Here is a 19,093-nt window from a genome sequence, read left to right on the forward strand (position 1 = left end):
GTGCAAGACCTGACCATTCGCCCGATCACCGGCTTGGAAGAGCTCGACCTCTTCAACCGGCACCCCTACACCCTCAACCACGAGCTGGCCGACGACCTCGCCGCCGGCCGCCGCCATCCGAGCTGGATGTGGATGGCGCTGCGCGGCGACCGCCTGCTCGCCAGGCTCGCCTGGTGGGGCCGCGACAAGGACGACGACCCCTTCCTGCTCGACATCCTCGACCTCGAAGAAGGCGCCGTCGACGTCGCCGTACGCCTGCTGCGCACCGCCATGGCCGAGACGCTCCCCGCAGGCGGCAAACCACCGGAATACCTCCGCTTCGTCCCACCCGACTGGCGCGAGACCGACAGACGTGCCGTCGAGGACCGCATGGCCGTGCTGGAGAGCACCGGCGCCCGCCTGTTCGTCGAACGCCTGCGCCTCGATTGGCGGCCAGGCACGCCGATCCCTGAGCCGTCGGGGCGCCTGAGCTTCCGGCCGGTCCGCGACGAGAACGAGCTGCTCGACCTGATGACCGAGGTGCTCGACGGCACGCTCGACGCCCACGGCAGGGACGATCTGACCCACATGTCCCCCCGCGAGGCCGCCATCAGGCACTACGAGGACGAGATCGCCCGCTACACCAGCCCCCGAGCGTGGTGGCGGGTCGCGACGCTGCCCGGCGGCGAACCGGTCGGTTTCGTCACCCCCGGCCGCAACGACTACAACGCGATCATCGGCTACATCGCCGTCCTGCCCGCACACCGCGGCAACGGTTACATCGACGACCTCCTCGCCGAGGGCACCCGCATCCTCGCCGCGGAGCACGTCCCCCGCATCCGCGCCGCCACCGACCTCGGCAACACCCCGATGGCGCAGGCGTTCGCAAGGGCCGGTTACGTCAACTTCGAACGCTCGATCAACATGACCTGGCCCGACTAGGCATCGGGGAAGTCGGCCGACCGGGTCGCCCGGCTGCCTGCCGTTAGCCGACCGGCTGCAACACCCCATCCAGCCGTACGACGCCCGCCCCGTACTTGTCGTCCAGTCGCTCCTGCACGTCCTCGTCGGCCACCCAGACGCCGACGAGGACCTGCTCCTTCATCACATCGACCGAGGACGACAGGAACGCCTGGCCGAGATCCTCACCGAGGCCCTCCTGGACCTGCCGCAACGACTCCTCGCTGCGCCGAGCCTGGCTGACGCAGAGCGCGCCGCCCCAACTCTCCCGCACCCACGCCTCCCGGCCGGCCAGGTCGCCGGTGAATTTCACGTTCAGCACCAGCCGCGTGGGGTCGTTGGCGTACTTCTCTGACCACTCGCGCTTGCTGTCGTCGTAGCCCGGAATCGACTCCAGGTAGCTCTGGTCCAGCCACACCCCGCCCACGGCCTCCTCGTTCTGCAGCCGCTGCTGGGTCTTCTCCAGCGCGGCCTGCGTCGCCTTGGCGGGATCGACCGGCCGCCAGCCACCCGTAGGAGCCGGACAGGGGCTGTCGAACCGCGGCTCCTCGGCCTTGACCTCGACCGCTTTTCCTGGCGCCTCGGTCAGGGTCAGCCGGGAGCCGTCCCAGGTGCCGGTCACCTTGTAGCGGCCCCACCTCGTCCCGCCGGCGCTCTCGTGCTCCACCTTCGCCCAGTCCCAGCCCACGACGTCCGGCCCCGTGCACTGGGGCGGCAGCGACTCGGCCACCACGTCGCACAGCTGCGGCCCGTGCTCGGGACTCTCCAGCACGGTGACGGACCCGGCCGCGTACGTGGCCGGCTCGCTGAAAGCCGTTGTGCTCCCGCAGGCGGTCAGCACGACGAGACCGAGAAGGGCAAGACATCGCATGCCCTTCAGACGTACGAGCCTGCGGCGGGGTTCAGCCGCAGATACATCACATGCAGCCCGACGAGCCCCTCATCCGGATGATCGAACGCCTCGGGCACGGTGCCGATGACCTCGAACCCCAGCGACCGATAGAGCTGGACAGCCGCCCGATTACTCTCAACCACCGCATTGAACTGGATGCCACGAAATCTCCGGCTGAGGCACCAGTCGATCACATACTCCCCCAGCGCCCGCCCGATCCCCTTGCCCTGATGCGCCGGATCCACGATGAACGACGCCGTGGCCACATGCGACCCCCGCCCAGGCCGGTTGGGCCCCATCTTGGCCGACCCCACGATCACGCCGTCGTCATCGACCGCGACGACGGTCTTGCCGGGCGGCTGCTCCATCCACCACGGCCGCGCCTCTTCGAGGCTCTGCCGCTCAGGAAACGGAAATGTCCGCCCTTCCGCCATGATCGCCGCATAGAACGGATAGATCCCGTCCCAGTCCTGGCTCACGGCATCCCTGATGACCACCCCGTCAGGCCCCCTTGTCGCGCTGCTCATAGACGGCCAGGGCCAGCGCCCCGACCATGAACCCGATGCCTATCAGAGCACACGCGCTCGCGAACGCCGTCCCCCCGAAGACCACCGCGAGGACGGCCACGGCCAGCGAGACGCCCCCGGCCACCAACGCATAGGCGAATAAATCGCGCTCAGTCACAGGAGCCATCCTGAACCATGATCGCCATCTCGGGGGATACGTACGGCCGACGTACCCGGAACGCCGGCCGCGCGGTGGCGTCGTTACTTCTTGATGTGGATCGAGTCGACCCCGCCTGAGCCGGGGCCTGCGGTGATGGTCCGTCCAGAATTGTGCGAACGTCCAATGGCCGGACGGCGCCCCCACGTGGCCCAGCGCCACAACCATTCGAGCGGCCCGTACCGGTAATGCCGCAGCCAGAATGTGGAGAACACCCACTGCGCGGCCAGCACCCCGATCGCGACCGCCAGGAGCACGGGCTGCGTCCAGTCCTGCGGACGACCGTGCAGGTGCGCCACGGCCAGCACCAGGATCGAGGCGGTGAGATAGTTCGTCAGCGCCATCTTCCCCAGCGGCGCGAAGAGCGCGTGCAGCGCCGCCCGCAGCGGCGTCCTGAGCAGGAGCAGCAGCACGCACACGTACACCCCGCCGATCAGCATGCCGGCGACCGCCGTCACGACACCGCCGGCCCGGCCGACGGGACCGTTCGTTGGCATGACGACCTGCGCCGCCAGCACCGGTGCCGCGGCCGCCGCGAGCAGCGCGCCCGTGATGGCCGTCCCCTTCACGGACCGCTCGATCCGGTCGATCACGCCGAACCTGACCAGTGCGGCGCCCGCCAGCAGCAGGCCCGGGGCGAGCAGGTAGCCGTCGGTGACGGACAGGGACGCCACGAGGATCACAGCGGCGAGGCCCGCGACCGTCCACCGCGGCAGCCAGGTCGACGGCAGCAGGAACACCAGCCCGGAGGCCGCGTAGATGGCGAGCACGTCCCCCGGCCAGACCAGGAACATGTGCAGAAGGCCGATCACGAGCAACACGACCAGTCGGCGCACCAGGAGCAGCCGCGGACTCGCCGTACGACCCTCGGCCGACTCCAGCAGCAGCGCGAACCCCATCCCGAACAGAACGGCGAAGATGGGGAAGAACCGGTGATCAACGACGTACCCCGTCCAGTCGCCAGGACCGGCCGGCTCGACCTTGCCGCTGATGTTGGAGATCGGTCCCACATTGGCCAGCAGGATCCCGCAGAGCGCGAACCCGCGGATCACATCAAGCGCGTCGATACGCCGTCTTCTCTCTGACATGAGCCCCAAGTCTGCGGGACCACACCCCAAGAGCGGCATCGGTCGAAAGTGCCGTCCAGGACCAGCACTTTCGACCGGGCGGGGCCCCCGGAAATTCGGTTTCCCGGACGCCCTCAAAACGCCAGGATGTACGCATGACCTTGGCCATCCCCACCCTGGACACCGCCCGCCTGCGACTGCGCCCCTTCTCTGACGCCGACGCCGAGCCCCTCTTCGCGATGCACAGCAGCGCCTACGTCATGCGCTACTGGGACGCCCCGCCGTGGACCGACAGGGCCCGCGCCAAGCGCTTCATCGAGTTGTGCCGCAAGAGGGCGGACTCAGGCACCGACGCCCGGGTGGCCATCGACCGTACTTCTGACGGGGCCTTCGTCGGCTGGTGCGGCCTGATCGACTGGGACCCGGACTTCCGCAGCGCGTCGCTGGGCTACTGCCTCGACGAGAAGATGTGGGGCCACGGCTACGCGACAGAGGCCGCCCACGCCTTGCTGGGATGGGCCTTCGACACCCTGGATCTCAACCGGGTGCAGGCCGAGACCGACACGCGCAACGAAGCGTCCGCCCGCGTCCTGGAGAAGATCGGATTCGCACGCGAAGGGACGTTGCGCGAGAACTGCATCGTGAACGGCGATGTGTCCGACTCATGGGTGTACGGCTTGCTCAGGCGAGAGTGGCGACCGTCACGCGGATAAGCACGCATACAGCAGAATGGCCGCTCTCCGGAAATCGGATGGCGGAGCGTTGGTGATGGCGTCTCGTGAGCTCACACCATCAATCGAGCACCCGACGGACCCAAAGACTTACCGCCACCACAACTCATATCCCTTCGGGGCGAAGGCGCAGTAGTAGTCCCTCCAGACGAATACCACTTGCAAAACCTTCTCGGCACTCTTGCAAGCGTCCCACGAGGAGTAGAAGGCCACCCTCGTATTCGCGCTCGCCGGGGTCGCGCTGGCAAAAAGCGTCATGCTGGTTGCCGCTACCAGTGCGGCTACCGCCAGAACTCGTCTCACCGAACACCTTTCTCCGAGGCCACGCAAGTGCAACTGCCACACTCTGCGCGGCGAATCCTTCCGCTGGGCAGCATGGGTGTCGCGGCACCCGGCGCCACGCTTGTGGCCACCGGGGCTGACCCATGGACCGTGAGCTTAGGGAGCAGCGGTATGGGCGTGGTCTGTCGTCGGTACGCGGGGTAGCCGCCACTGCCAGGACGGAACCAGCCATGATCGTGAAGTGTCACTGGAGTACTGGCAATCGCGGCGTACGGGCCCAAGCCGGCGCGCGGTACAGCGCGATCCCGCTGCTCGACCGGGAACTGGCGAAGTGGCGGGAGGGCACCGCGTCCGAGGTCGTCTCCCAAATTCTCCCACGATGCGAAAAAGAGCCGCTTCCTAGTTAGAAAGCGACTCTTCTTGGCTGGTCATCTGGGTGGGGCTACCAGGACTTGAACCTGGGACCTCTTCCTTATCAGGGAAGCGCTCTAACCGTCTGAGCTATAGCCCCGCTCGCACCCCGAACGTTATCGCATCCGCCGCACAGAGGCGAACCGGTTGTTCGGGACGAGGTAAAGCTTACCGTGTCCGGCGGGCTGCTCGCGCCGTACGTGGGCGCACGACGCGAGCAAAAACCCTACTCGGCCTCGCTGAACGTCACCTCGACGCCGCCCACCAGATCGGAGGCGATGTTGTAGATGACCGCACCCAGGGTGGCCAGCGCCGTGATCAGGACGACGTTGACCGCCCCGATCAGAGCCGTGTAGCCGAGGATGCGTACGGGCTCGAACCAGGAGGCGATGTCAATCGGGATGGAGCTCTGGCCCTGCTCGCCCTTGCCGAGCTGGTTGACCAGGTCGACGATCGAGTCGAACACGCCCAGGGCCGACAGCACGCCGTACAGCACGGCGACCGCCACGAACAGCACCACGAAGCAGACCAGGGAGACCACGAAGCTGAACTTCATGGCCGACCACGGCTCGACGCGGCGCAGGACCAGGTGGGCCTTGCGGGGGAGCCGACCTCCCGACGAGTTGGACGACGACTTCTTCTTGGGCAGCTCGACGGCCGGTGGGGCCTCCGTGGCCAGCGACGGGCGCAGGCGCACGGTGTCGTTGTTCTCCGTCTGCCCGCCCTGAGGGCCGGCAGACGCGGGCGGGCTCATCGGGCCCGCCTGGTGTGACTGTTGCGGCTGGGAGGGCTTGTTGTCCTCCTGGCCCGGCCTGGGCCTGCCCTGTGCGGGCGAGGTGTCCTTGCCGTCGTCCACCGCGTTGAAGATCTCGGTTTCTGTGGGCTTCTTCGGCTGCTGTCCGTTACCCGAAGCCGCCGTGGTCCTGGCGGTGCCACCCTGGGCGCTCATGGGTTACTCTCCTCCCCCGTCTTCCTCACTCTCCACCGAAGTCTCCAATGACTCCGCGTTCCGGGCGAGGGCCACCACGCTGTCGCCTTCAGCGAGATTCATCAATCGAACTCCCATGGTCTGGCGGCCGGACTGCTTGATCTCACCGGCACTCGTCCGGATCACGCCGCCTGCGGACGTGATCGCGAAGACCTCGTCCTCTGGGTTGACCATGGCGGCTCCGACCAGCTTGCCACGAGAAGTCACAATCTTCGCAGTAAGCACGCCTCTACCGCCACGTCCTTGGACCGGATACTGCTCAACTGGCGTCCGTTTCGCGTACCCGCCCTCGGTGGCGATAAGCACGTCTTGACCGTCGGCGATCCGATTCATGGCGAGAAGTTCGTCACCTTCGAGGAACCTCATGCCGATGACGCCGCTGGTCGCGCGGCCCATGGGCCGCAGCGCGTCGTCTGATGCGGTGAACCGGATGGACTGCGCGCCCTTGGAGACGAGCAGCAGGTCGTCGGCCTCGGAGACCAGCCGGGCGCCGATGACCTCGTCGTCCTCGCGCAGGTTGATCGCGATCAGACCGCCCGACCTGGGGGAGTCGTACTCGGCCAGGCGGGTCTTCTTGACCAGGCCGCTGCGGGTGGCGAGGACGAGGTAGGGCGCGACGTTGTAGTCGCGCAGGTCGAGGACCTCCATGACGGTCTCGTCCGGCTGCATGGCGAGCAGGTTCGCCAGGTGCATGCCGCGCGCGTCGCGACCGGCGTCGGGCAGCTCGTACGCCTTGACCCGGTAGACCCGGCCCTTGTTCGTGAAGAACAGCAGCCAGTGGTGGGTGGTCGTGACGAAGAAGTGGTCGACGATGTCGTCCTGGCGCAGCTGGGCACCGCGCACGCCCTTGCCGCCGCGCTTCTGCGCCCGGTAGAGGTCGGTACGGGTGCGCTTGGCGTAGCCGCCCCTGGTGATCGTGACGACGATCTCCTCTTCGGCGATGAGGTCCTCGATGGACATGTCACCGTCGTAGGCGATGATCTCCGTCTGCCGGTCGTCGCCGTAGCGGCCGACCAGCTCGGCCAGCTCCTCGTTGATGATCTCGCGCTGCCGGCTCTCGCTGGCCAGGATCGAGTTGTACTCGGCGATCTGCGTCATCAGGGAGTCGTACTCGTCCTGGATGGCCTGCCGCTCCAGGGCGGCCAGCTTGCGCAGTTGCATGTCGAGGATGGCCTGCGCCTGCACCTCGTCGATGTCCAGCAGCCCCATGAGGCCCTGCTGGGCGGCGGAGGCGGACTCGGAGGCCCGGATGAGGGCGATGACGTCGTCGAGCCGGCTGAGCGCCTTGAGCAGGCCGCGCAGGATGTGGGCCCGCTCCTCGGCCTTGCGCAGGAGGTAGCGCGTCCGGCGGACGATGACCTCGATCTGGTGGGCGACGTAGTGCCGGATGAACTGGTCGAGGCGCAGCGTGCGGGGCACGCCGTCGACCAGCGCCAGCATGTTGGCGCCGAAGGTGTCCTGGAGCTGGGTGTGCTTGTACAGGTTGTTGAGCACGACCTTGGCGACCGCGTCGCGCTTGAGCACGATGACCAGCCGCTGGCCGACCCGCGACGAGCTCTCGTCGCGTACGTCGGCGATGCCGGTCAGCTTGCCCTCGCGCACCAGCTCGGCGATCTTCAGCGCCAGGTTGTCGGGGTTGACCTGGTACGGCAGCTCGGTGACGACCAGCGCCTGCCGCCCCTTGTCCTCCTCGACCTCGACCACGGCCCGCATGGTGATCGAGCCGCGGCCGGTGCGGTAGGCGTCCTCGATGCCCCGGCGGCCCACGATGAGCGCCTTGGTGGGGAAGTCGGGGCCCTTGACGAGCCTGATCGACGCCTCGAGCAGCTCTTCGTCGGTGGCCTCAGGGTTCTCCAGCGCCCACTTGACCGCCGAGGCGACCTCGCGCAGGTTGTGGGGCGGGATGTTGGTCGCCATGCCGACCGCGATGCCGCCCGAGCCGTTGACCAGCAGCTGCGGGAAGCGGGCCGGCAGGACGTCGGGCTCCTGCGACTTGCCGTCGTAGTTGGGGCGGAAGTCGACGGTCTCCTTGTCGATGTCCCGCAGCATCTCCATGGCGATGGGCGCGAGCTTGCACTCGGTGTAGCGCATCGCCGCCGCCGGGTCGTTGCCCGGCGAGCCGAAGTTGCCCTGCCCGTCGACCAGCGGGTAGCGCAGCGACCACGGCTGCGCCAGCCGCACCAGGGCGTCGTAGATCGAGGTGTCGCCGTGCGGGTGGTAGGTGCCCATCACGTCGCCGACGACGCGGGCGCACTTGAAGTAGCCGCGGTCGGGACGGTAGCCACCGTCGTACATCGCGTAGAGCACCCGGCGGTGCACGGGCTTGAGGCCGTCTCGCACGTCCGGCAGCGCCCTGGACACGATGACCGACATCGCGTAGTCCATGTAGCTGCGCTGCATCTCGGACTGGATGTCCACCGGCTCGATGCGCTCAGCCGGGGGAGTGGTGTTCACGTCCGTCACAGGTAAAGGTCCTTCTGACTAAACATCGAGGAAGCGGACGTCGCGCGCGTTGCGGATGATGAAGTCGCGCCGCGCTTCGACGTCCTCGCCCATCAGCACGCTGAACAGGTCGTCGGCCTGGGCCGCGTCGTCGAGGGTGACGAGCCGCAGCAGCCGGGTCTCCGGGTTCATCGTGGTCTCCCAGAGCTGGCTGGCGTTCATCTCGCCGAGGCCCTTGAAGCGCTGGACGTTGTCACGCGGCCGCGGGTCGGGCTTGCCGTTGGCGATGCCCTCGGCGATGACCGCGTCGCGCTCCGGGTCGGAGTAGGCGTAGGAGGCGTCCTCGCCCTTGCGGTCCCACTTGATCTTGTAGAGCGGCGGGCACGACAGGTAGACGTGGCCGGCCTCGATCAGCGGCCGCATGAACCGGAACAGCAGCGTCAGCAGCAGCGTGTTGATGTGCTGGCCGTCGACGTCGGCGTCGGCCATGAGGATGACCTTGTGGTAGCGCAGCTTGCTGATGTCGAACTCGTCGTGCACACCGGTGCCCAGAGCCGTGATCAGCGCCTGGACCTCGTTGTTCTTCAGGACCTTGTCGATCCGCGCCTTCTCGACGTTGAGGATCTTGCCGCGGATGGGCAGGATCGCCTGGTAACGCGAGTCGCGGCCGCCCTTGGCCGAGCCGCCCGCCGAGTCGCCCTCGACGATGAACAGCTCGCACTTCTCCGGGTCGTTCCACTGGCAGTCGGCCAGCTTGCCGGGCAGCCCGCTGCCCGACTCCAGCAGCGACTTGCGCCTGGTCAGGTCGCGTGCCTGGCGGGCGGCGATGCGGGCGCGCGAGGCCTGCAGGGACTTGTTGATGATGTCCTTGGCCTCGCCCGGGTTGCGCTCGAACCAGTCGCGCAGGTGGTCGTTGCAGGCCTTCTGGACGAACGACTTCGCCTCGGTGTTGCCGAGCTTGGTCTTGGTCTGGCCCTCGAACTGCGGGTCGGACAGCTTGACCGAGATGATCGCGGTCAGCCCCTCGCGGACGTCCTCGCCGGAGAGGTTGTCGTCCTTGCCCTCCTTGAGGAACTTCTGCTCGCGCGCGTAGCGGTTGACGATGGACGTCAGCGCCGCGCGGAAGCCCTCTTCGTGGGTGCCGCCCTCAGCGGTGTTGATGACGTTGGCGAAGCTGTAGACCGACTCCGAGTAGGAGTTGTTCCACTGCATCGCGATCTCGACCGCGAGGCCGTCGCTCTCCTCCTCGAAGGAGATGATCGACGCGTGCGCCGGCTCCTTCTTGGTGTTGAGGTGCTTGACGAAGTCGGCCAGGCCGCCCTCGTAGTGGTATTCGACCGTCTTCGGCTCGCCGTTGACGTGGTCGGGCCGCTCGTCGGTGAAGGTGATCCGCAGGCCCTTGTTGAGGAAGGCCATCTCCTGGAAGCGCCGCGAGAGCGTCTCGTAGTTCCAGGTGGTGGTCTCGAAGACGTCGGGGTCGGGCCAGAACGTGATCGTGGTGCCGGTCTCGTCGGTCTCCTCGCCCTTGGCCAGGGGGGCCGTGGGCTTGGACATCTCGTAGCGCTGGCGCCAGTAGTGGCCGTTCTGCTTGACCTCCACCTCCATGGCGCTGGACAGCGCGTTGACGACGGCCGAGCCGACGCCGTGGAGGCCGCCGGAGACCGCGTACGACTGGCTGTCGAACTTGCCGCCCGCGTGCAGCGTGGTCAGCACGAGCTCGACCGCGGAGATCTTCTCCACCGGGTGGATGCCCGTGGGGATGCCGCGCCCGTCGTCGACCACGCGGACGCCGTTGTCGGCGAGCAGCGTGATGTCGATCCTGGTGGCGTAACCTGCCAGGGCCTCGTCCACCGCGTTGTCCACGATCTCTTGGACGAGGTGGTGGAGGCCGCGCTCACCGGTGGAGCCGATATACATACCCGGGCGCTTGCGGACCGCCTCAAGCCCCTCGAGTACGGTGATTGAGCTAGCGTCGTAGGACAACTGCGAAATCCTCCTGCCGCGGACACGCGGCGGGGGAGGCCGTCATCTCGTGAAGCTGCCCCTGCCGTGCCCGTCACCGTCGTGAGTGCCCCGATGCGCGGTCACCCAGGGGAGTCGGCTTGCTGCCGGGGTGACACGCAAGCGGACGTGTCCGGAATCCTTTTTCATTCTACCGCTTCCGGAGGGCCAAGGTGGCAATGAACGCGCCTGTGATGCCCGCTAGCTCGTTTTGCCCCCAGGCAAGCATCCCCCCTCCGGAAAGGGGGCTTATCGCGTCTGTGGCTTTCTGGCCGCTCCCGGCGACGTACGGCGAAGGGGAGAACGCGCGCCCGACGGCGGGCTCAGCCATAGGTGTCGCCCGGACCCCTGCTTCCGGTCACCCGCAATCCACCTGATGGACGAGGGGCGTTCTGCGGGCCTCTGACCTTGACCTTCGTGACCGTGCCGTCGCCCAGCTCCTCGTTGAGCCTGCGTACGAGCGTGCGCGCGAGCAGCCGCACCTGCGTCGCCCAGGCCGTGGAGTCGGCCAGGATGAGCACCTCGCCGTCGTCGAACGACTCCGGCTTGGTGTGAGCGGCCAGGTCAGGGCCCACGATCTCGGGCCAGCGGCCGAACACCGCCCCGACCGCGGCGGGGCGCTCCCAGCCGCGGTCGGCGAGCAGGTCGGCGATCGCGCGTCCGAAAAGCTGCGGATCGCCGGCCTCCCTGCGCGGGCCCTTCGCCTTGCGCCTGGGCTCGCGCCGGGGGAGCTGGCCGCGCTTGGCCGCGTCGGCCTTGGCCTGGGCGAGCTTCTCGCGGGCCATCGCCACGCCCCTGGCCGTGGCGTTCTCGCCGCGACTCTCGTCAGCGGACACGGGTGACACTCCCCTCTGCGACGTCGTATCGGCCGCCGGACAGCTCGGACGGCACGTCGTCCGGCACCGCCGCGGTGATGAGCACCTGCTCGGCCGGCGCCACGATCTCGGCCAGGCGGCGCCTGCGCTGGCTGTCGAGCTCGGCGAAGACGTCGTCGAGGATCAGCACAGGGTCGCCGCCGTCGGCCCGCAGCAGGTCGTACGCCGCGAGCCTGAGCGCCAGCGCGAACGACCACGACTCGCCGTGGCTGGCGTAACCGCGCGCGGGCAGGTCGCCGAGCCCGAGTATCAGGTCGTCGCGGTGGGGACCGACGAGCGTGACACCGCGTTCGAGCTCGGACTGGCGGACCTCCAATAGCCGCTCGCGCAGACGTTCTTCAAGGGTTTTCCCCAAGTCTGTGGATAACGTCTGTGTATCGAAAGATCCCCGCTCAGCGGGGGCTTCCGGGTCACCGGGAGCCCCTTCTTCGTCCCCACCTGTGGACAACGTGCTGCGGTAGGCGAGCGTCGCGGGAGCGCTCGACGGCGCCAGCGTCGCGTACGCGTTCGCCACCAGCGGCCGCAGCGCCTCGATCAGCTCCAGCCGCGCCCGCAACAGCTCCGCCCCGTGCCGCGCCAGATGGGCGTCCCAGACCTCCAGAGTGCTCAGGACGTCGCCGGCGCCCGCCGCTGAGAACCCGGCGTCACTCTCCTGCCGCCGGGCGCTCCTGGAGCCTCTGCGGGCCTGCGCGGCGGTGCGCAGCAGCGCGCCGCGCTGCTTCAGCACCCGGTCGTAGTCGGCGCGCACGCCCGCGAACCTGGGGGCCCTGGCCACCAGCAGGTCGTCGAGGAAGCGGCGGCGCTCTGACGGGTCGCCCTTGGACAGCGCGAGGTCCTCAGGCGCGAACAGCACCGTGCGCAGCAGGCCCACGACGTCGCGGGCCCTGGAGACGGGCGAGCGGTTGAGCCGCGCGCGGTTGGCCCGCCCGGGGTTGATCTCCAGCTCGATCAGCGCCCGCCGGTCGTCACGCTGGATCGCGCAGCGCACGATCGCCCGCGTGGCGCCCTTGCGGACGAGCGGCGCGTCGCTCGCCACCCGGTGGCTGGAGTGCGTCGCGACGTAGCCGAGCGCCTCGACCAGGTTGGTCTTGCCCTGGCCGTTGGGCCCGACGAACGCCGTGACGCCCGGCTCCAGGCCGAGCTCCACGGACGCGTAGGACCGGAAGTCGGTCAGCGAGAGGTGGGCGACATGCACCCCACGAAGGTTAGTGCGCCTCGCCCGCCACCAGGGTCACCGGCATGCAGCCTGTGGAAAACCGTTAGCGATCGCTCTCGCGCGGCGGCGTGACGTCGGCGCCGGGGGAGTCGGCCCCCTTGCCGGTGCTGCCCTCGGCCGAGGTGATCGCGTGGCCGCCGAACTGGTTGCGCAGCGCCGCCACGACCTTCATCGCGGGCGAGTCGTCCTGGCGCGAGGCGAACCTGGCGTAGAGCGCGGCGGTGATGACCGGCATCGGGACGGCGTGGTCGACGGCCGCCTGCACCGTCCACCGGCCCTCGCCGGAGTCCTGTGCATAACCGCGCAGCTGCTCGAGGTGCTCGTCGTCGTCGAGCGCGCGCACCAGCAGGTCGAGCAGCCAGGAACGGATGACCGTGCCGGTGCGCCAGCTGGCGAAGGAGCCCTTGACGTCCTTGACGACGTCGGATGCCTCCAGCAGCTCCCAGCCCTCCGCGAAGGCCTGCATCATGCCGTATTCGATGCCGTTGTGGACCATCTTCGCGAAGTGGCCCGCGCCGACGTCGCCGGCGTGCACGAAGCCGTCCTCGCCCTCGGGCTTGAGCGCTTCGAAGATCGGCATCAGCCGGTCGACGTGGGCCTTGTCGCCGCCGCACATCAGCGCGTAGCCGTTCTGCAGGCCCCACACGCCGCCGCTGACGCCGCAGTCGACGAAGCCGATGCCCTTGGTCGACAGCTCGCGCGCGTGCTTCTGGTCGTCGACGTAGTGGCTGTTGCCGCCGTCGACGACGATGTCACCCACGTCGAGCAGCTCACCGAGGTCGTCGACGGTGGTCTGGGTGGGCTTGCCCGCGGGCACCATGACCCACACGGCGCGCGGCGCCTCCAGGCGCTCGACCAGCTCCTTGAGGCTGGCCACGTCGCTGATCGCCGGGTCGCGGTCGTAGCCGATCACGTCATGACCGCCGCGGCGCAGCCGCTCGGCCATGTTGCCGCCCATCTTGCCCAGTCCGACCATGCCGATCTGCATGTTGTCTACCCCCTTGTCAGGCTTCCATCATCCCTGACGGCCGATTCAGCCTGACAGCCGGATAGGCATGATCAAGTAACGGTAGTCCGTGACGGCGCCGTCCTCCACAGGCTTGCCACCGGTGAGGATAGCGGGCTTCGTGGACGTGGTCATCTGCAGCCGCGCCACGTCGGAGTCGATGGCGCCCAGGCCCTCCAGCAGGAACTGGTGGTTGAAGGCGATGTTCATCTCCTCGCCCTCGTAATCGACCGGCAGCGCCTCGACGGCCTGCGCCTCGTCGCCGCTGCCCGCCTCCAGCACGACCTCGCCGCTCCTGAACGCCAGCCGCACCGGCGTGTTGCGCTCGGCGACCAGCGCGACGCGCTTGACGGCCTCGACGAACGGGCCTGTGGACAAGTCCGCGCGGGCGGAGAACTCGGTCGGCAGCAGCGAGCGGTACTTGGGGAACTCGGGGTCGAGCAGGCGCGTCGTCGTACGGCGGCCGGCGCTGGAGAACCCGATCATGCCCTCGCCCGTGCCTCCGGCGGAGCTGAGCGCGATCTCCACCTCGGCGCCTGTCGCGCCGAGCGCCTTGGCGGTGTCGGCCAGCGTCTTGCCGGGGATCATCGCGATCGCCGAGAAGTCGGGCTGGCCAGGCTGCCACTTCAGCTCGCGGACGGCGAGGCGGTAGCGGTCGGTCGCGGCGAGGGTCACCGTGTCGCCCTCGATCTCCATGCGCACGCCCGTGAGCATCGGCAGCGTGTCGTCGCGGCCGGCGGCGACGGCGACCTGGCCGACGGCGGAGGCGAACACGTCGCTGCCCACCCGGCCGGCGGCCGGCGGCATGGCGGGGAGCGACGGGTAGTCCTCCACAGGCATGGTCAGCAGGGTGAAGCGGGCGCTGCCGCACGTGACGACGGCCTTGGCACCGTCCACCACGAAGTCCACAGGCTGTGCGGGAAGCGCGCGGGTGATCTCGGCGAGCAGCTTGCCCGAGACCAGGACGACGCCCGGCTCGCCGGTGTGCAGTTCGAGCGTGACCTCCGCCGAGACCTCGTAGTCGAAGCCGGACAGCTTGAGCCGCTGTTCCTCCGTGACCTCCAGGCGCATGCCGGCGAGCACGGGCACCGACGGGCGCGCCGGGAGACTGCGCGCCGTCCATGCCACCGCCTCAGCGAGGACGTCTCGCTCGATTCGGAACATCACGGTGATCAGCCTCCTGGGTTCGTCGTTGATTCAAGGATCTCAAGGATCCACCCTCCCGGCCTCGCGCTCCGGGAGAACCCCTCTATGGGTCTTTGAGTTTCTAGTTAGAGAGAGAAGAGGTCATCACACTAGGGGCTGTGGAAACTGGGGACAACCGGCGTCCTTGCTGGTCAGCGCCCCTGTTTTTATCCACCGAGGGTGTGGGTGACGCCTGGGGAGAACTCGCGCGCCTGGGGATGACGAAACTTCGCCCACAGGCCGTCCCCAGATCATGGTCCCGTCATCCACGGAAGATCGGGGGTTATCCACGAGGTTTCCACAGGTTATCCACGGGGTAAAAGGGGCCCTTCTGGAGCCCCAGATCGACTGTTCACAGTCTGTCCACACGTTGTCCACTGGTAGTCCCCAAGTTCTCCCCAGGATGTCCCCAGCACTGTCCCCAGCCGTTGTGGACGGATTTTTCCCAGCATTGTGGGGCGAACGACCGCCCCGATTTTGCGTTTCCGCTGGTCCACAGTGTTTTCCACAGGCTGTGTACGACTTCACGATCCGCGCTGTGTCTGCTTGATCCGCATTGTCAGCTCGTTGACCTGGTTGTACATCGACCTGCGCTCGGCGATCAGCGACCGGATCTTGCGCTCGGCGTGCATCACGGTCGTGTGGTCCCGGCCGCCGAACTGCTGGCCGATCTTCGGCAGCGACAGCTCGGTCAGCTCGCGGGCGAGATACATGGCGATCTGCCGGGCGTTGACGAGCGCGCGGCTGCGCGACGTGCCGCACAGGTCGTCGATGCTGATGCCGAAGTACTGGGCGGTCTGATTCATGATCGCCGCGATCGTGATCTCGGTGTCGGACTCCGAGGTGATGAGGTCCTTCAGCACGACCTCGGCCAGCTGCAGGTCCACACCCTGCCTGTTGAGGCTGGCGAACGCGGTGACCCTGATCAGCGCGCCCTCCAGCTCACGGATGTTGGTGGAGATGCGGCTGGCGATGTACTCGAGCACCTCGGGCGGCGCGGCCAGGCCCTCCTGGATGGCCTTCTTCCTGAGGATGGCGATGCGCGTCTCCAGCTCGGGCGGCTGGACGTCGGTGATCAGGCCCCACTCGAACCGGTTGCGCAGCCGGTCCTCCAGCGTGATGAGCTGCTTGGGCGCCCGGTCGCTGGAGATGACGATCTGCTTGTTGGCGTTGTGCAGGGTGTTGAAGGTGTGGAAGAACTCCTCCTGCGTCTGTTCCTTGCCCTCCAGGAACTGGATGTCGTCCACGAGCAGGATGTCGATCGCGCGGTAGCGGCCGCGGAACCCGTCGGCCTTGTGGTCGCGGATGCTGTTGATGAAGTCGTTGGTGAACTCCTCGGAGCTCACGTATCTGACACGGGCGCCGTCGTACAGGCTCTGGGCGTAATGGCCGATCGCGTGCAGCAGGTGCGTCTTGCCGAGCCCGGAATCCCCATAGATGAACAGCGGGTTGTACGCCTTCGCGGGGGACTCGGCGACCGCCACTGCCGCGGCGTGGGCGAAACGGTTGCTGGCCCCGATGACGAATGTCTCGAATGTGTACTTCTGATTGAGCCTGGCCGGTTCGCTAGGTTTGCTGCTCTTCGCCTCCCACCGATTCTGGGCCGGCTCGGGCGACTTCTCCACAGGCGGTGTGTACGACGGCGCCTGTTCAAAATCGAAGCCCTGCTGTGGATAGTCGGTGGATATCTGCTGCTGCTCGGGCTGTGGAGAATAGAACTGCGGAGGCTCGGAAGGCTGGTTGTGCTGCGGCTGCGCGGGTTGTGCATAACGCAGCTGACTCTCCACACCCTGGGGATAACTCTGAGTCACAGGCTGTTGATGAGCGTCGCCAGCGGGCTGTTCCGGCGCCGTGGTGTCGATCATCACGGCCAGCCGCATGGTCCTGCCGAGCTCCTGCGACAGCGCGTGGGCCACCAGCGGGCGCAGCTTGCCCTCGATGAGGTCCTTGAGGAAGTCGTTGGGGACGCCGAGCACGATCGTGTCGTTGGCCAGCGCGATCGGGCGCACCATGGACAGCCACGTACGCTGCTGGATGGGCACGTTCTCGTTGAGGAAGTTGCCCAAGGCCCTCGCCCATACCGTGCCGAGGTCGACACCGTTCACGATGCGGTTCCCCCTCCTCTCATTCGCGGCCCCCCGCGATCGGATATCCACATGCCGCGGCCGCTCACGATGATCGGTGACCCCTTCGTCCACACGCGGCCTGCGGGCGTTCCGCTACGCCCTCCACAGGAGATCCACAGGCTGTCCACAGGGCTTGAGCGGCCCGGAAGGGCTGACAGTAGCTTTGTGCACAGCTGTGTTCAAGACGTTGTCCACAGCCTAGTGGCACCTGAGTGCACAAACTGTGGACGTGGGGCCGGTGTGGAAAAGTGGCCTGTGGATCAGTGGATAACGCGTCCGGTTTGACCTGTGGGTGCGTTGACCCGTAACGTACGACGGTCGGCTTGTCACGCGACGGCTATTTCGCGTGCCCTCGCTTCCTTGGCAGGCCATCCATGTGTGTTAGGCGCCCCTGCGGCGCACCATCAAGCCTGGAGCCCACCCGTGAGCAAGCGTACTTTCCAGCCGAACAACCGTCGCCGCGCGAAGACCCACGGCTTCCGGCTGCGGATGCGCACCCGGGCCGGTCGCGCCATCCTCGCTGCTCGCCGCCGTAAGGGCCGCGAGAAGCTGTCGGCCTGACCGTCCCGCGCGACGACAGCCCGCCGGCGGATCACGCCGGCGGGCGTTAGACGTATACGGTGCTGTCCCGTCAATCCCGCATGCGACGCGGGGAGGAGTTCGAGGCGGCGGTCAGGCGCGGAAAGCGCGCCGGTCGCCCCACTTTGGTGGTGCATTTCACCACTTCTGGGGAAGAGCCACCCCTGGTGGGTTTCGTGGTGAGTAAGGCCGTCGGTGGCGCGGTGACCCGGAACAAGGTCAAACGACGGCTCCGACACCTGATGCGGGACCGACTCCACCGGCTGCCGCGAGGTAGCCTGCTTGTGGTACGCGCCAATCCACCGGCCGCGTCCGCGCGATTCGAGCAACTGGCCGCCGAACTCGACCTCGCGCTGGAACGTTGTCTCAGGCGGCGCGAGTCCTCGACGGGTGGACGGAAATGACGGAGCAACCGCAAGGAGTGGCGGCGCCGAGCCTCGCTGCTCGGGCGCTGATCCTCCCCATCCGGTTCTATCGGGCGTTCATCAGCCCACTGCTCGGTCCACGCTGCCGGTTCTACCCCTCGTGCAGCGCATACGGGCTCGAAGCGATTGCCGTACATGGAGCACTGCGCGGCATATGGCTGACTGTCCGGCGCATCGGGCGGTGCCATCCATTTCATCCCGGAGGTATAGACCCGGTGCCCCCACGCCCGGTCCCGTCCCACGAAACGCAAGGGAGATAGCTCGGTGGAGCTGTCCTGGCTCAATTGGCTGTATACAGCCGTCGCCCAAGTCATCACCTGGATCCATACCGCGTACAGCACGGTTCTCGATCCCAACAGCGGTCTGACCTGGGCGCTGACCATCATCACGCTGACCATCTTCATGAGGATCCTGATCTTCCCGCTGTTCCTCAAGCAGATGCGATCGTCGCGAAAGATGCAGGAGCTGGCGCCGAAAGTCCAGGAGCTCCGCAAGCGCTACAAGAACGACAAGCAGCGCATGAACCAGGAGGTCATGGCGCTCTACCAGGGGGCGGGGGCCAACCCCCTGGGCGGCTGTCTGCCGATCGTGGCGCAGTTCCCCATCTTCATCTCCATGTTCACCGTGCTCCGCGCGATCGCGGCCGACGAGGCCAAGTTCGGCATGACGCAGGAGCTGGTCGACAGCGCCAAGCAGGCCCTCATCATCGGCGCGCCGCTGCCGGCGACGTTCTTCGAGGCGCCCGCCATCAGCGAGAAGATCGTCATCGGCTTCTTCGTCGCGGTCAGCTCGCTGACCACGTTCCTCACCGTCCGGCAGAGCGTCACCCGCTCCATGGCCCAGATGCCGGACAACCCCATGGCGCAGCAGCAGAAGATCCTGATGTACATCTCGCCGCTGTTCGCCTTCTTCAGCCTGAACTTCCCGCTCGGTCTGATCCTCTACTGGGTCACCACCAACGTGTGGACCCTCGGTCAGCAGCACTGGTTCTACAGCCGGCACCCCATGCCGGAGTACGACGCCAAGGGCAACCCCGTCCCGGTGCAGCCCAAGCCCGGCCTGATCGCGAAACTCCGCAAGACCACTCCGGAAGAACAGGCCCCTCCGCCCCCTCCGGAGCCTAAGATCATCAGGCAGCAGCCCAGCAGGCAACCCCGCAGCAAGCGCACCGGCAGCAAGAAGTCTTGAACACGAAGGAGAGGCCG

General features: G+C 67.5%; 18 protein-coding genes and 1 tRNA gene. 6 read left to right on the top strand and 13 right to left on the bottom strand.

The genetic code is table 11. The annotated features are described in order from the left end of the window. Positions 1 to 921, top strand: a complete 921-nt coding sequence (locus AB0K28_RS12910; RefSeq protein ID WP_364368673.1) for a GNAT family N-acetyltransferase — start codon at positions 1 to 3, stop codon at positions 919 to 921. 43 nt (positions 922 to 964) lie between these two features. Here the strand turns inward: AB0K28_RS12910 and AB0K28_RS12915 are convergent, their stop codons facing one another. The 4 genes from AB0K28_RS12915 to AB0K28_RS12930 form a co-directional block, all read right to left on the bottom strand. Further along, complete coding sequence (locus AB0K28_RS12915) at positions 965 to 1,810, bottom strand: hypothetical protein (protein ID WP_364368676.1); 846 nt, start codon at positions 1,808 to 1,810, stop codon at positions 965 to 967. A gap of 5 nt (positions 1,811 to 1,815) precedes the next feature. Continuing rightward, positions 1,816 to 2,358, bottom strand: a complete 543-nt coding sequence (locus AB0K28_RS12920) for a GNAT family N-acetyltransferase (RefSeq protein ID WP_364368679.1) — start codon at positions 2,356 to 2,358, stop codon at positions 1,816 to 1,818. Further along, positions 2,333 to 2,515, bottom strand: a complete 183-nt coding sequence (locus tag AB0K28_RS12925; protein WP_364368682.1) for a hypothetical protein — start codon at positions 2,513 to 2,515, stop codon at positions 2,333 to 2,335. Before AB0K28_RS12925 ends, AB0K28_RS12920 begins: the two co-directional genes overlap by 26 nt. 83 nt (positions 2,516 to 2,598) lie before the next feature. Further along, positions 2,599 to 3,642, bottom strand: a complete 1,044-nt coding sequence (locus tag AB0K28_RS12930) for a DUF418 domain-containing protein (protein ID WP_364368685.1) — start codon at positions 3,640 to 3,642, stop codon at positions 2,599 to 2,601. A 134-nt stretch (positions 3,643 to 3,776) separates the two neighbouring features. Here AB0K28_RS12930 and AB0K28_RS12935 point away from each other — a divergent pair, with 134 nt between their 5' ends. After that, positions 3,777 to 4,334: a GNAT family protein gene (locus AB0K28_RS12935; protein ID WP_345393169.1), complete on the top strand. Its 558-nt coding sequence runs from the start codon at positions 3,777 to 3,779 to the stop codon at positions 4,332 to 4,334. A 737-nt stretch (positions 4,335 to 5,071) separates the two neighbouring features. Here AB0K28_RS12935 and AB0K28_RS12940 read toward each other — a convergent pair. From AB0K28_RS12940 to dnaA, 9 genes are all read right to left on the bottom strand, one after another. Continuing rightward, a tRNA-Ile gene (locus AB0K28_RS12940) sits at positions 5,072 to 5,145 on the bottom strand. A gap of 126 nt (positions 5,146 to 5,271) precedes the next feature. Next, entirely contained in the window at positions 5,272 to 5,994 is a 723-nt protein-coding gene (locus tag AB0K28_RS12945) for a DUF3566 domain-containing protein (protein WP_345393166.1), read from the bottom strand. A 3-nt stretch (positions 5,995 to 5,997) separates the two neighbouring features. Next, the gene (gyrA, locus tag AB0K28_RS12950; protein WP_364368689.1) at positions 5,998 to 8,496 is read right to left on the bottom strand and encodes a DNA gyrase subunit A; all 2,499 of its coding nucleotides are present in this window, start codon (positions 8,494 to 8,496) and stop codon (positions 5,998 to 6,000) included. 18 nt (positions 8,497 to 8,514) lie between these two features. Then, positions 8,515 to 10,458 (bottom strand): DNA topoisomerase (ATP-hydrolyzing) subunit B, encoded by a 1,944-nt coding sequence (gene gyrB / locus AB0K28_RS12955; protein WP_345393163.1) that lies wholly within the window; start codon positions 10,456 to 10,458, stop codon positions 8,515 to 8,517. Between the two features lie 341 nt (positions 10,459 to 10,799). Continuing rightward, positions 10,800 to 11,312: a DciA family protein gene (locus AB0K28_RS12960; protein WP_364368692.1), complete on the bottom strand. Its 513-nt coding sequence runs from the start codon at positions 11,310 to 11,312 to the stop codon at positions 10,800 to 10,802. Next, positions 11,302 to 12,546: a DNA replication/repair protein RecF gene (gene recF / locus AB0K28_RS12965; protein WP_364368695.1), complete on the bottom strand. Its 1,245-nt coding sequence runs from the start codon at positions 12,544 to 12,546 to the stop codon at positions 11,302 to 11,304. Before recF ends, AB0K28_RS12960 begins: the two co-directional genes overlap by 11 nt. A 64-nt stretch (positions 12,547 to 12,610) precedes the next feature. Then, complete coding sequence (gnd, locus tag AB0K28_RS12970; protein WP_345393160.1) at positions 12,611 to 13,555, bottom strand: phosphogluconate dehydrogenase (NAD(+)-dependent, decarboxylating); 945 nt, start codon at positions 13,553 to 13,555, stop codon at positions 12,611 to 12,613. A 45-nt stretch (positions 13,556 to 13,600) separates the two neighbouring features. Continuing rightward, positions 13,601 to 14,740: a DNA polymerase III subunit beta gene (gene dnaN / locus AB0K28_RS12975; protein WP_364368698.1), complete on the bottom strand. Its 1,140-nt coding sequence runs from the start codon at positions 14,738 to 14,740 to the stop codon at positions 13,601 to 13,603. 542 nt (positions 14,741 to 15,282) lie between these two features. Then, positions 15,283 to 16,866 carry a chromosomal replication initiator protein DnaA gene (gene dnaA / locus AB0K28_RS12980; protein ID WP_364368947.1) on the bottom strand — a complete coding sequence of 528 codons (1,584 nt, stop codon included), beginning with the start codon at positions 16,864 to 16,866 and terminating at the stop codon, positions 15,283 to 15,285. 441 nt (positions 16,867 to 17,307) lie between these two features. Here dnaA and rpmH point away from each other — a divergent pair, with 441 nt between their 5' ends. From rpmH to yidC, 4 genes are read left to right on the top strand one after another with little or no spacing between them, the layout of a single operon-like run. Then, positions 17,308 to 17,445 carry a 50S ribosomal protein L34 gene (gene rpmH / locus AB0K28_RS12985; RefSeq protein ID WP_043614899.1) on the top strand — a complete coding sequence of 46 codons (138 nt, stop codon included), beginning with the start codon at positions 17,308 to 17,310 and terminating at the stop codon, positions 17,443 to 17,445. Between the two features lie 59 nt (positions 17,446 to 17,504). Continuing rightward, entirely contained in the window at positions 17,505 to 17,867 is a 363-nt protein-coding gene (rnpA, locus tag AB0K28_RS12990; RefSeq protein WP_345393154.1) for a ribonuclease P protein component, read from the top strand. Continuing rightward, complete coding sequence (gene yidD, locus AB0K28_RS12995; RefSeq protein WP_355417625.1) at positions 17,864 to 18,148, top strand: membrane protein insertion efficiency factor YidD; 285 nt, start codon at positions 17,864 to 17,866, stop codon at positions 18,146 to 18,148. The genes rnpA and yidD overlap by 4 nt, the downstream gene beginning before the upstream one ends. Positions 18,149 to 18,152: 4 nt before the next feature. Beyond that, on the top strand, positions 18,153 to 19,076 hold the full coding sequence (gene yidC / locus AB0K28_RS13000; RefSeq protein WP_364368703.1) for a membrane protein insertase YidC: 924 nt from the start codon (positions 18,153 to 18,155) through the stop codon (positions 19,074 to 19,076). Positions 19,077 to 19,093: the final 17 nt, after the last annotated feature.

The organism is Nonomuraea sp. NPDC049504, from assembly GCF_040676845.1.
Taxonomy (GTDB): domain Bacteria; phylum Actinomycetota; class Actinomycetes; order Streptosporangiales; family Streptosporangiaceae; genus Nonomuraea; species Nonomuraea salmonea.